Source organism: Duncaniella sp. C9, from assembly GCF_004803935.1.
GTDB lineage: Bacteria > Bacteroidota > Bacteroidia > Bacteroidales > Muribaculaceae > Duncaniella > Duncaniella muris.
This window is the reverse complement of the sequence record NZ_CP039547.1, coordinates 240957-254198: the sequence shown is the minus strand read 5'-3', so window position 1 is coordinate 254198 and position 13242 is coordinate 240957. Positions and strand designations below refer to the sequence as shown.

Below are 13242 nucleotides of genomic sequence, written 5' to 3'. Positions count from 1 at the left end.
TGGCGAATTAGTTGTACTTTTGCCGGATAATAACGCGCGATAACGCGCTTTACAGACAGTTAAACCTATAAAATTCAGAAACAATTCAGAAAAAAAGAACAGAGCCGATGAGAAGATGGCGTATTGAAGACAGCTCAGAGCTGTACAACATTCAAGGTTGGGGTCGACAGTATTTCTCCATCAACGAGAAAGGCAACGTGGCCGTTACTCCTCGTGAGGGTTATGCTTCGGTTGATCTGCGTGAGGTCATGGACGAACTGCAGGTCAGAGACATTACCTCGCCAGTGCTGTTGCGCTTCCCCGATATTCTTGACAACCGCATCGAGAAGATTTCCAACTGTTTCGCTTTAGCTTCAAAGCAGTATGACTATAAGGCACAGAACTATATAATCTATCCCATCAAGGTCAATCAGATGCGTCCTGTAGTCGAGGAGATCGTCACTCACGGCGAAAAATTCAACATCGGTCTTGAGGCCGGGTCCAAGCCGGAACTCCACGCTGTGCTTGCCACCAACATCAAGGAAAACGCGCTGATCATCTGTAACGGATACAAGGATCAGACATATATAGAGCTGGCTCTGCTTGCCCAGAAGATGGGACGCCGCATCTATCTCGTGGTTGAAAAGCTCAATGAACTGCGCATCATCTCGGAAGTGGCCAAGCGAATCGGCATAGACCCAAATGTAGGCATCCGCATCAAACTCGCCTCCTCAGGCTCAGGCAAGTGGGAGACAAGCGGCGGCGACCAGTCGAAATTCGGTCTCAACTCTTCGGAGCTTCTTGAAGCGCTTGACTTCATGGAGCGAAACAAGATGAAACACTGCCTGAAACTGATCCACTTCCACATCGGCAGCCAGATCACCAAGATCCGCCGCATCAAGAATGCCATCCGCGAGGCCACCCAGTTCTACGTGCAGCTCACCAACATGGGATTTGACATAGAATTCATGGACATAGGCGGTGGCCTTGGCGTGGACTATGACGGAACCCGCAACTCCGCATCGGGCAGTTCGATGAACTATTCTATCCAGGAGTATGCCAATGACGCAGTGTCGGCCATCGTGGATGCCTGTGAGAAAAACGGCCTCAAGCAGCCCAACATTATCAACGAGAGCGGCCGCTCGCTGACCGCCCATCATTCCGTACTGGTGTTTGAAGTGCTTGAGACAACGCAGCTTCCCATCTGGAAAGACTCTAAAGATATTCAGGAAGAAGACCACGAACTTGCCAAAGAACTCTATGAGATCTGGGACAAGCTCAACCAGCAGCGTCTTCTCGAAAGCTGGCATGACGCCCTGCAGATCCGCGAGGAGGCTCTTGACCTGTTCAGCCTCGGCATGCTCGATCTCCGCACCCGTGCCCAGATCGAGGAACTTTTCTGGAGCATAGCCCGCGAGGTAGGAGAGATCGCTGACAATATGAAACACGCTCCAGAAGAGCTGCGTAAGGTGGCCAAGATGGTACCTGATAAGTATTTCTGCAATTTCTCGCTCTTCCAGTCGCTGACCGACTCATGGGCCATCGACCAGGTGTTCCCGATCATTCCTCTGTCGCGCCTTGACGAAAAGCCATCACGCACATGCACCCTCCAGGACATCACCTGCGACAGCGACGGCAAGATCTCTAACTTCATATCCTCGCAGGGGGGCACGGCAAGTTCTCTTCCTGTCCACCCTGTGAAGCCCGGCGAGCCCTACTATCTCGGAGTCTTCCTCGTAGGTGCCTATCAGGAGATTCTCGGTGACATGCACAATCTCTTCGGCGACACCAACGCCGTCCATATCTCGGTCTATAAAGACCGTTATGAGATCGACCGTATCATCGACGGCGAAACCGTGGCCGATGTGCTCGACTATGTGCAGTTCAACCCGAAGAAACTTGTGCGCAACGTGGAAGCCTGGGTGACATCGTCTATGAAAGCCGGACGCATCACTCCCGAAGAAGGACGCGAGTTCCTGAGCAACTACCGTTCGGGCCTTTATGGCTATACCTATATTGAAAAAGACTGATAACCCGCCGATGCGCCGATACGGATTCAGCCTATGAGATATTTCATGCAGCTCTCTTACCGCGGTGCGCCTTTCCACGGCTGGCAGTGTCAGCCGGGCGAGGTGACAGTCCAGTCGGTTCTCGAAGACGCTCTGTCGATGATCCTGCGCCGCGAAATGAAAATCACCGGCGCCGGACGCACAGATGCCGGAGTCAACGCGCGCATGATGGTGGCCCATTTTGATCTTGACACCCCTCTGGGCGATGCCGGAGAGCTTGTCAGGAGGCTCAATGCGGTTGTCGGCAAAGATATTGCCGTGCAGAAGATCTATGAGGTCGAGCCTGACCGCCATGCGCGCTTCGATGCCGTCAGCCGAACTTACCACTATTATGCGGTCACTGAGAAGACCCCGTTTTTCTACCCCCTGAGCTGGAAAGCCCCGGCCACGCTTGATTTCGATGCCATGAACCGTGCGGCCGAAATACTGCTTGAGACCTCTGATTTCACATCATTCTCAAAGCTTCACACCGATGTCAAAACCAACATCTGCCGTGTGAGCTATGCCAGATGGGAGAGGCTCGGCGAGCATGAATGGGTTTTCGTCATTACTGCCGACCGCTTTCTGCGCAACATGGTCCGCGCCGTAGTGGGAACTCTCGTCGACGTGGGCCGCGGTAAAATGACCATCGGGCAGTTCCGTGAAGTGATTGACCGCCGCGACCGCTGTGCGGCCGGGACCTCGATGCCGGGAGAGGCTTTGTTTCTCTGGGAGGTCAGATACTGATCTTGTCAAACAACCTATTAAACACCTTCTTGATTGTGAAGAGTTTCTTGTCTCTCTCTCTTGCTTTGTCAGCCACAGCCGCCATCCTGACGTCATGCAGCGGTGCCGGCTCTTCTGCCGGGGCTGAAGTGTCAGGCGACACTCTTACTGCTGGAGCTGATCTTCTGACGCTGGTCGACTGTGGAAGTTATGTAGTGGCTGACATTAAAAATCCGTGGGACAGCACCCGCCTGCTTCAGCGCTACGTGCTTGTGCCTGACTCTGCCGGAAATCCCGAAGGACTGCCCGAAGGTACGGTGGTGCGCACTCCTTTGCGCAATTCGCTGGTCTATTCAGGCGTTCATGCCGGAGCCATCCGCGACCTTGGTGCCATTGATGCCGTCAGGGGTGTGGCCGATGCAGGCTATTTCACCGTAGCTGAAGTGAAAGCCGGGCTGAAATCCGGCGCGGTGATGGACGTAGGCTCCTCAATGTCGCCTGACATTGAAAGAGTCACGGTGCTCGGACCTGATGCCATACTCGCATCGCCTTATCAGAATTCATCCTACGGACTGATAGAACGTCTGGGCATACCGATCATAGAGTGTGCCGACTATATGGAATCGACCCCGCTGGGCCGTGCCGAGTGGATAAAGCTGCTCGGCGAACTCTACGGTTGCCGCCATGAGGCCGACAGCATCTATAAGGAAGTCTCGGCGGAATATTCGCGCCTTGCCACACGTGCCGCCTCCGCAAGCTCGCATCCCAAAGTGATTACCGAGCGGCTGACCAACGGCGTGTGGTTTGTGCCCGGAGGCCGCAGCTACATGTCGAGCATCATAACCGATGCCGGAGGTGTGAATCCCTGGGCTGACACTCCTGACGCAGGTTCCATACAGCTTGATTTCGCATCTGTTTTTGACAAAGCCCATGACGCCGACATATGGCTCATACGCAACTACGGCCCGGAACTCACTCTCTCGGAACTTAAAAGTTCCTATGACCTGAACTCCAGGATCAAGGCTTTTGAAAACGGCGATGTCTACGTGGCCGACACCTCTACGTCGACTCTCTTCGATGACTTCCCCTTTCATCCTGAAAAACTGCTGCGCGAATACATCCTTCTTTTTCTTGGCCCTGACTATGCCGGCACGGACAAGACGCAGTATTATCAACGTATAGAAAAATGATATAGCACCATGACCGGCCTGCCTGCGCTTTCCTCCCGCCGCGAGCGGATTTCGCTCTGGGGACTGCTGTTCCTGACACTCGCACTCTTCGTGCTCTGCCTATTCATCGGCTCAGTCTGCATTCCTGCCAGTGAAGTGCTGACGGTGCTGACCGGCGGAGAACCTTCCAGAGAGTCGTGGGCAGTGATAGTAATCGGCTCACGGCTTGTCACGGCCATAGTGGCGCTGCTTTCCGGCTCGGCACTCGCCATAGCCGGCCTGATGCTCCAGACCACGTTCGCCAATCCGCTTGCCGGGCCCTCGATACTCGGAGTCTCTACCGGATCGAGCCTTGGGGTGGCCATTGTGATGCTTGCCTTCGGCGGAGCTCTCGGCTTCGTGGGTGAATCGCTTGGCATAGTCCTCGCCGCCATAGCCGGAGCCATGCTCGTGCTGGTGCTGCTACTGTTGTTTTCGCGCATACTCAACTCCTCGGTCATGCTTCTGATAGTCGGAATCCTTGTGGGCTATCTCAGTTCCTCGGCCGTTTCGCTTCTGAACTTCTTTGCCACACAGGAAGGAGTCCATTCATTCGTCATCTGGGGCCTCGGATCATTTTCGGGAGTCTCGCAGTCGCGTCTGCTGGTGTTTGCCCCGCTTGCGCTTGTGTTCATCGCGCTCTCCATGCTCATGGTCAAGCCCCTTGACGCCATGCTCCTCGGCGATGCCTATGCTGCCAACCTCGGAGTCGATGTGCGCCGTTCGCGCAACAGACTCCTCATTCTGTCAGGAGTACTGACAGCGGTTGTCACAGCCTTTTGCGGACCTATAGCCTTTGTCGGCATGGTGGTCCCCCACGTGGCCCGTCTGCTCACCCGCAGTTCCCGTCACCTGATACTGATACCCGCCACGGCTCTTGCCGGAGCCGCCTTAGGACTGCTCTGCGTGCTTCTGAGCGTGATGCCCGGTTCGCGCGGCATAATTCCGATCAACGCCATCACCCCGGTCATAGGTGTCCCTGTCATCCTCTATGTCATACTCAACCGCCACCGGCTCAACCTCTTCGGCTGACCGGCCCCGCCTGCGTTACACGTGGCGTTTTCGCAGGTGGAAAATAATGCTTACCTTTGCAGCCGGAAAATCACTCCGCAGTGCTTTTCCCGCCAAAAATAAACGAAATATTCACCAAGCGACTGATTAAAATATGATTACTCAGGAACAATTAAAAGAGACTTTTGAGCGCAAGCTGGCGCTGAGGAGGTATCTTTGACATCGACAGCAAGAAAATCCAGGTAGAGGAGGAAGAACTCCGCACACACGTGCCCGATTTCTGGGAGCATCCCAAGGAAGCCCAGGCACAGATGAAAAAAATCAAGGATCTTCAGGCGTGGATCGTAGGTTATGAAGAGATTGACAAGATTGTCAACGAACTCCAGATCGCATGGGACTTTCTCAAGGAAGGTCTTGTAGAGGAATCGGAGATCGACGCTCTCTATGCCGAAGCCATCACCAAGATCGAGAATCTCGAACTGCGCAACATGCTCCGCCGCGAGGAAGACAAGCTTGGAGTAGTGCTCAAGATCAACTCCGGTGCCGGCGGTACCGAAAGCCAGGACTGGGCCTCGATGCTCATGCGAATGTATCTCCGCTGGTGCGAGGACCACGGCTACAAGACTTCGATCGCCAACCTTCTCGAAGGTGACGAGGCCGGAATCAAGTCATGCACCATCAACGTTGAGGGCGACTTCGCCTACGGCTATCTCAAGAGCGAGAACGGCGTTCACCGTCTGGTGCGCGTGTCGCCTTACAATGCCCAGGGCAAACGCATGACCTCATTCGCATCAGTGTTCGTCACCCCGCTTGTCGACGACACCATCGAAGTCAAGGTTGATCCCGCCCTGCTTTCATGGGACACATTCCGTTCGGGTGGTGCCGGCGGTCAGAACGTCAACAAGGTGGAGTCAGGTGTGCGTCTGCGCTACCAGTTCACCGACCCCTACACCGGCGAGCAGGAAGAAATCCTCATCGAGAACACCGAGACGCGTGACCAGCCCAAGAACAAGGAAAACGCCATGCGTCAGCTCCGCTCTATACTCTATGACAAAGAGCTCCAGCACCGCCTCCAGGAGCAGGCCAAGATTGAAGCCGGAAAGATGAAGATTGAATGGGGATCGCAGATCCGTAGCTACGTCTTCGACGACCGTCGCGTCAAAGACCACCGCACCAACTATCAGACCAGTGACGTGGGAGGTGTGATGGACGGCGATCTCGATGCCTTCATCAAAGCCTACCTCATGGAATTCGCCGGAACCGAAGAATAAGAGCAACCTCTGAGAGGCACTCGGAAAGCCTCCGGACCGAAAATATCATAGCCCTTGGCTCCTGCATGCCGTTAGGAGCCAAGGGCTATGATATTTTTTTCAACTTCACAAGTCAATGGAATAGGCGTGGTCTCACTCCCAGCATTCCGTCTCGGAGGCGATTTCGGGTATTGTCGAAGACCTGTAGACCGGATCTTTGCCCTCTCGCTTCTGATCCTGATAGTCTTTGAGCAGGCGTATGGCATATTTGCCGAGCATGATGATGGCCGCGAGGTTACAGAGAGTCATGAGCGCCATAGTGATATCGGCGAAACCCCAGACGAGGTCAAGTGACACCACGGCCCCGGCATAGACTATGGCTGCCACCAGCAGGCGATAGATCCTGACTGCAAGGTCGCTGTTGCGTATAAAGCGGATGTTGGTCTCGCCGTAGTAATAGTTGGCTATTATGCTTGTGAAGGCAAAGAAGAAGATGGCCACACTGACGAAGATCGAGCCGAAACGATGGTCTCCGCCAAGTCCGGCGTCTATGGCCTGCTGGGTCAGCACTATTCCGTCATGGCCTCCGGTATAGATTCCGCTGCAGAGTATGATGAAAGCCGTGGCTGTGCACACCAGCAGAGTGTCTGTATAGACACCGAGAGTCTGAATCAGCCCCTGTTTCACCGGATGGCTCACCGAGGCGGTCGCAGCGGCGTTCGGAGTTGACCCCTCGCCGGCCTCGTTGCTGAACAGACCGCGCTTTATGCCCATCACCATTGCCGCGCCCACCGAGCCGCCAAGAATTTCATCGGCCCCGAAAGCATTCCTGACAATCAGCATCATGATCTCCGGAAAGCGGCCTATGTTCATGGCTATGATCACCAGAGCCAGCACTATATATGCGATAGCCATCACAGGCACCACTATCTCGCTCACCCGCGAGATGCGCTGCACACCGCCGCAGATGATGGCGAGAGTCAGCAGGCAGAGAACCCCGGCCGTCGCCTCGCGAGGAATGGCAAACGAGGCATTGAGTGCATCTGAAATGGTGTTTGACTGCACTGAATTGAACGCAAAGCCGAAAGTCAGCGTGATTAGCACGGCGAAAGTCACCGCCCACCAGCGTTTGTGCAGACCCTTGAGTATGTAATAGGCCGGACCGCCCCGGAACGACTTGTCGCCCTTGACCTTGAAAAGCTGGGCGAGTGTCGACTCGACAAACGCGCTTGCGGCGCCGAGTATGGCGATGACCCACATCCAGAACACCGCTCCCGGTCCGCCGAGAGCTATCGCCGAAGCCACGCCGGCAAGATTGCCGGTGCCGACGCGTGAGGCTATCGACAGCGCGAATGCCTGGAATGAACTGATGTTGCCGTGAGCAGGAGCGTCGTTTTGGCGGCGGTCGTTGTCGCGCCTGCCTGATCTGACAAGCAGATGCAGCATCTCGCCTGCCATTCTGAACTGCACGCCGCGGGTCCTGACTGTGAAAACCACGGCCACGATCAGCAGCACTGTAACTAATACATAGTCGGTGAGCACACCGCTGACAGCGTTGACCGCGTTTTGGAGAGCGGTGCTGAAACCTGAGGAAGGATCCATATGATGATTATATCAGGAGTTTGTAGGTTGATGGATGGTGTTTAAGGTGCGTCGGAGAGGAGGAGAAAAAACAGAGAGCACCTGATGTAGAGATAACGGATATAAGCCTTGCAAGGTTTTGGGTCCGCGTCAGATCTCTCCACATCAGGTGCCCTCTATATTACCTGCCGGGCAGGCAGGGGATTGCTCTTGTCTGTCTCAGACAGTGCCTGGCTTTTTTCAGGCGATGCCGAGATCCTTCTTGAGTGCCTCGATCTTCTCCTCGGCGAGTTTGCCGCACTTGTCATAGTCCTCGATCTTTTCCATCGGAACCTTGACTTCCATGTAGAACTTGATCTTGGGCTCTGTGCCTGAGGGGCGAACAGAGACCTTCGATCCGTCTTCAGTGAAATACTGGAGAACGTTTGAGGTCCAGGGAAAATCGAGTTTCTCGGTAGTGTTGCTTTCCACATCGGTCACGTTGAGTGTGCCGTAGTCCTTGATAGTCTTGACGGGGCTACCTGCGAGAGCCTTGGGCGGATTCTCGCGGAAGCTCTTCATCATGGCCTGGATCTCTTCGGCGCCGGTCTTGCCGGGGCGTACCACAGAGACACCTACTTCGTGGCTGAAGCCATACTTCAGATAGATGTCGGCAAGCATGGCCTGGAAGTCCATGCCCTTGTCCTTGGCCCATGCGCAGGCCTCGGCCATGAGCGAGATAGCTGACACGGCGTCCTTGTCGCGGCAGAATGTCTCGGCCAGGAAGCCATAGCTTTCTTCGCCGCCGCCAAGATAGCGGAGCACGTCTTCATTGTCGCGCATCACGGCTGCGATCCACTTGAAGCCGGTGTAGCAGTCAAACAGGCGCACGTTCATGGCCTCGCAGATTGCCTTGATGGTCTCGGTGGTCACGATGGTCTTCACGGCAAACTCATTGCCCTTGAGCAGACCGAGTTCCTTGTTGCGGGTGATGATGTAGTTGAGAAGGATCATCACGATCTGGTTGCCGTTGAGCAGCACATATTCGCCGCTGTTGTCACGGATGACACAGCCGATGCGGTCAGCGTCAGGATCGGATGCCATGACGATGTCGGCGTTGACCTCCTTGGCCTTGGCGATAGCCATTGCCATAGCCGAGGGTACTTCGGGGTTGGGCGATTCCACGGTGGGGAAATCTCCGCTGGGCACGTCCTGCTCGTCAACGTGGATGATGTTTGTGAAGCCGTAGTTGCGGAGCGATGCGGGAATCAGTTCAACGCCGGTGCCGTGGATCGGAGTGTAGACGATCTTCAGGTCTTTGTGGCGTTCGATCACATCGGGGCTGAGTGAAAGGCCCTTGATCTTGTCGAGATACACCTTGTCGACATCGGCGCCGATGATCTGGATCTTGGACTTGTCGCCCTCGAACTTGATTTCCTTGACGCTCTTGATGCGGTTCACGTGGTCGATGATATTGACATCATGCGGCGCGATGATCTGTGCGCCGTCTTCCCAGTAAGCCTTGTAGCCGTTGTAGATCTTCGGATTGTGCGATGCGGTGATGTTCACGCCGCTCTGGCAGCCGAAGTGACGGATGGCGAATGAAAGTTCCGGGGTGGGGCGGAAACTGTCGAAAAGATAAACCTTGATGCCGTTGGCCGAGAAGATATCGGCTACGATTTCAGCAAACTTGCGCGAATTGTTGCGCACGTCATGGCCCACGGCCACGCTGATTTCGGGCAGATCCTTGAAAGCTTCTTTAAGATAGTTTGCAAGGCCCTGGGTGGCAGCGCCTACGGTGTAGATATTCATTCTGTTTGAACCGGCTCCCATGATACCGCGGAGACCGCCGGTGCCGAATTCCAGATCCTTGTAGAACGATTCGATAAGTTCTGTCTTGTCATCTGCGTCAAGCATGCGCTTTACTTCCAGACGTGTTTCTTCATCATAACCGTCACCGAGCCATACCTGGGCTTTGGCGGTAACTTCTTTAAGCAGTTGTTCGTTTTCCATATTAATATAGGGGGGAGTATAAATGATTTCTGTAGTTTTGGCACAGCAAAAAGATAGCAGGTTGGTGCGCTATGGTTTTTCTATGGTGGATAAGGCAAATTTACTGCCTTTTATGGAAATAACAAAGAAAACGTCCCAAAAATGTTAAAACCATCTATAAAATAGGTTAAGAGTTCTTTATCCGAGGTGTGGGGGCCGGATCAGGGGAATGTTAAACAGGGAGCGGATTAAGATGAAATAACATTAAAAAATGTGAAACCGAAAAGATTTCCAGCTGTTTATGTGTTCATTAATCAATGCAAGGTGAAATATCCGCATTGGCGATATTGACACAAAAACACACAGCCAAGACGGTGGCGGAGAATACTTCTTCCAAGCCTGATTGACTCAGATATAAATATTTTACAAACTAAAAAACACATCAATTATTATGGCTGACAAGAAGTATTCTCCTGCAGTGCAGGAACTCGCTGATCTTATCAAGGAAAACAACTGGGAAGACAAGTTCCATCAGGCTATCGCAAATGTCGTGGCCTACAAGATTCCAGGCCTTTCCGACATGAAGACCATCGAAGACTATCTCGATTACCTTGAAGCTTACATGCACTGGGTACCTGCTGAAAACAAAGAAGGCACACACGTCTACCAGCACCTTTTCCGTTCATTCTTCCTCCTGGATCAGGAACCGGTCAAATCGCTCCAGACTCCGTGTGCGCCTGCCGACCGGCAGCCCGAACTCACCCCGCTGTCAAAATGGATGACCAATTACTGCTATGCTATCGGCGACTGGCTTGACAGTCCTGAGTCAATCACTGATGACAGTGTCAAGTCGTTCTATGACTGCGCCGTCTACAACATGGACGAATATCTCGAACCACGTGGCGGATGGAAGACATTCAACCAGATGTTTGCCCGTCACGTGAAACCCGGCTACCGTCCTATCGCCGCCATTGACGATGACAAGATCATAGTCCATCCGGCCGATGCCTGCTTCGGAGGCCAGTGGGAAATCCGCCCTGACACCCATGTGCGCATCAAAGGTCTCGACTGGAGTATCGACGAGCTTCTCGAAGGCAGTCCATATAAAGATAAATTCAAAGGCGGCATGTGGTGCCACTCATTCCTGAGCTGGACCGACTATCACCGTCAGCATGCTCCGCTCTCAGGCATAGTCCGTGAAGCCCGTGTCATCCAGGGCGCATGTTATGTCGACCTTGTCGCAGTGCCTGACAAGGTAAATCCCGCCACCAACCAGGTTGAGGCATGGCGTGCCATTGCCCCTGACCAGGCCGGCTACGAATTCATGCAGACTAGGGGGCTTATTGTCCTTGAAACAAAATACGGCTACGTGGCTGTTCTGCCTATCGCCATGCCGCAGGTTTCATCAGTGGTCATCACAGCCGAAGAAGGCATGGCTCTTAAGAAGGGCGATGAAATCTCTTACTTCCAGTTCGGCGGTTCGGATATAGTCTACCTCTTCTCCGCCAATATGAATGTCTCTATGTCAGCCCATCTCGGCACACACTATAAAGTCGGAACCAAGATCGGCGAAGTCTATCCTGTAGTGGAGCTCTGACGCGCCGGACTCTTATCGGCCTCCTGTTCTAAGGAATGACCGATTACTCATCTTATTGACAGACGGGGCCGGCATTACCGCCGGTCCTGTCTGTTTCCGTAAGTTTCCCGTTTCACATTTAATTTCTGATATATATATGGCTAATTCTAATCCCTCAAAGCCGGGTCCGCAGGCCAAAGGCGGCAAAGCGCCGCAGGCTTTGATCTCAACAGGTGCCATGACTGTGATGATCATCACCACTGTAGTAAGTCTGCGAGGACTTCCGTCACAGGCTGAGTTCGGCATCCAGTCCATATTCTACTATCTTTTCGCCGCAATCGTCTTTCTGATTCCGTTTTCGCTTGTCTGCGCCGAACTTGCCTCTACCTACACCCATTCCGGCGGTCTCTACCGCTGGGTCGCCGAGGCTTTCGGGCCGAAATGGGGCTGGACGGCTATGTATCTCGAATGGCAGACCCTCGTGATCTGGTTTCCGGCCGTGCTCATGTTCGCTGCGGTCTCGCTCGCATATATATTTTGGCCTGAATCATTTGACGCCAGGCTGTCGGCCAACAAGATATATACCCTTGTCGTGGTGCTTGCCGTCTACTGGATCACTAACTTCATAGCCTTCCGTGGCATGAAGTCATCAAAGATTCTGAGCACTCTCGGCGGTCTGTTCGGCACCATAGTCCCCGGCGCGATTCTTATAATACTCGGTGTGGCCTATCTCTGCATGGGCAAACCGATAATGCTTGCTCATGAGTCATTCTTCCCTGACTTCTCCAAGATAGGCACCATAGTGCTTGCCGCTTCCATCTTCCTCTTCTACGGAGGCATGGAGATGAACGCCGTTCATGTGCAGAACATGAAGAACCCTGCACGTCAGTTTCCGCGCGCCATCTTTCTTGCCGTGGCCGTGATCGTGCTCCTGTTCGTGTTCGCCACTCTGGCCATCGGTTTCGTAGTGCCTGCCAAGGACATCAACCTGCTGGCCTCGCTCCTTGTGGCCTACAATGATCTCTGGGCTGCTGTCGGAGTGCCTTGGCTCGGCAATGTGATGGCCCTGCTGATAACCTTCGGTGTCATCGGTCAGGTCAGCGTCATCATCGCCGGTCCGTCGACCGGTCTTGTGGCCGTTGGCGAGAGCGGCTATCTGCCCCGGAGCCTTCAGAAAACCAATGCGCAAGGAGTCAACAAGCCTATCCTTTATGTCCAGGCCATATTTGTCAGCCTTCTGTCGCTTGTCCTGGTGGTTCTGCCCTCTGTCGAATCGGCCTATCAGGTAATGTCACAGATGGCCACAGTGATTTATCTGATACTGGTGCTGATGATCTATTTCGCCTTTATCCGTCTGCGTCACACCCAGCCGCAGAAACAGCGCGGATTCCGCATCCCCGGCGGTAAGCTGGGCGAAGTCGTGGTGGCCGGTATCGGTATCCTCGGCGCTGTCGTGGCTATGGTGCTGAGCTTCTTCCCGCCGTCACAGATCAACACCGGCAGTCCGGTGGTCTACGTGCTGATCATATTCTGCGGTGCGCTGCTCTTCTTCTGTGTGCCTCTGATCGTCTTTTCGAAGCGTAAACCGTCATGGCGAAACCCGAAAGCCAATTTCTATCCCTTCGACTGGCAGATAGAAAACCGAAGGCCATCGGAAGTGTCGAAATGGAGCCCGACCTATCAGCCCACACCTGCACAGATAGCCGGAACCGATGCCCGTATTCTTGCCGAGGAAAACGGCGCCACGCCCGCCGAGGCCGAAAAGATTGCCGCCGAAGCCGAGAAGGCCTATGACGGATCTGAAAATCCCCAGGCCGAGGCTTATGATATATTGGATAAAGACAAAGGTACGGGGGCATAATACGAAATTTTCATACATGCCGGTGGGAGAC

General features: G+C 54.0%; 9 protein-coding genes. 7 read left to right on the top strand and 2 right to left on the bottom strand.

All coding sequences use genetic code 11. From position 1 onward, the window contains the following. The first annotated feature begins 107 nt into the window (after positions 1-107). From speA to prfB, 5 genes are all read left to right on the top strand, one after another. Complete coding sequence (gene speA, locus E7745_RS01070) at positions 108-2009, top strand: biosynthetic arginine decarboxylase (RefSeq protein WP_107032108.1); 1902 nt, start codon at positions 108-110, stop codon at positions 2007-2009. Between the two features lie 33 nt (positions 2010-2042). After that, complete coding sequence (gene truA, locus E7745_RS01065; protein WP_136408121.1) at positions 2043-2774, top strand: tRNA pseudouridine(38-40) synthase TruA; 732 nt, start codon at positions 2043-2045, stop codon at positions 2772-2774. Between the two features lie 35 nt (positions 2775-2809). Next, on the top strand, positions 2810-3943 hold the full coding sequence (locus tag E7745_RS01060; protein WP_168181941.1) for an ABC transporter substrate-binding protein: 1134 nt from the start codon (positions 2810-2812) through the stop codon (positions 3941-3943). 9 nt (positions 3944-3952) lie between these two features. Further along, entirely contained in the window at positions 3953-4993 is a 1041-nt protein-coding gene (locus E7745_RS01055; RefSeq protein ID WP_136408119.1) for an iron ABC transporter permease, read from the top strand. Positions 4994-5126: 133 nt separating this feature from the next. Beyond that, positions 5127-6243, top strand: a protein-coding gene (gene prfB / locus E7745_RS01050) for a peptide chain release factor 2 (protein WP_107032104.1) whose coding sequence is annotated in 2 segments (ribosomal slippage) — positions 5127-5189 and positions 5191-6243 — 1116 coding nt in all. Because the reading frame shifts where the segments join, the coding sequence is not laid out codon by codon here. A 132-nt stretch (positions 6244-6375) separates the two neighbouring features. On the opposite strand, the gene E7745_RS01045 is transcribed toward prfB, so the two are convergent. Beyond that, positions 6376-7824, bottom strand: coding sequence for a sodium:alanine symporter family protein (locus E7745_RS01045; RefSeq protein WP_124075725.1), 1449 nt, complete (start codon positions 7822-7824; stop codon positions 6376-6378). A 219-nt stretch (positions 7825-8043) separates the two neighbouring features. Then, positions 8044-9795, bottom strand: coding sequence for a phospho-sugar mutase (locus tag E7745_RS01040; protein WP_136408118.1), 1752 nt, complete (start codon positions 9793-9795; stop codon positions 8044-8046). A 430-nt stretch (positions 9796-10225) separates the two neighbouring features. Here E7745_RS01040 and E7745_RS01035 point away from each other — a divergent pair, with 430 nt between their 5' ends. Further along, positions 10226-11371: a phosphatidylserine decarboxylase gene (locus E7745_RS01035; RefSeq protein ID WP_136408117.1), complete on the top strand. Its 1146-nt coding sequence runs from the start codon at positions 10226-10228 to the stop codon at positions 11369-11371. Between the two features lie 136 nt (positions 11372-11507). Beyond that, positions 11508-13211: a putative glutamine/gamma-aminobutyrate antiporter GadC gene (gene gadC, locus E7745_RS01030; protein ID WP_123398856.1), complete on the top strand. Its 1704-nt coding sequence runs from the start codon at positions 11508-11510 to the stop codon at positions 13209-13211. The last annotated feature ends 31 nt before the right edge of the window (positions 13212-13242 follow it).

Coding starts and splice junctions, on each gene's coding strand:
- speA (WP_107032108.1), top strand. CDS start 108: ATGAGAAGATGGCGTATTGAAGACAGCTCAGAGCTGTACAACATTCAA.
- truA (WP_136408121.1), top strand. CDS start 2,043: ATGAGATATTTCATGCAGCTCTCTTACCGCGGTGCGCCTTTCCACGGC.
- E7745_RS01055 (WP_136408119.1), top strand. CDS start 3,953: ATGACCGGCCTGCCTGCGCTTTCCTCCCGCCGCGAGCGGATTTCGCTC.
- E7745_RS01045 (WP_124075725.1), bottom strand. CDS start 7,824: ATGGATCCTTCCTCAGGTTTCAGCACCGCTCTCCAAAACGCGGTCAAC.
- E7745_RS01040 (WP_136408118.1), bottom strand. CDS start 9,795: ATGGAAAACGAACAACTGCTTAAAGAAGTTACCGCCAAAGCCCAGGTA.
- E7745_RS01035 (WP_136408117.1), top strand. CDS start 10,226: ATGGCTGACAAGAAGTATTCTCCTGCAGTGCAGGAACTCGCTGATCTT.
- gadC (WP_123398856.1), top strand. CDS start 11,508: ATGGCTAATTCTAATCCCTCAAAGCCGGGTCCGCAGGCCAAAGGCGGC.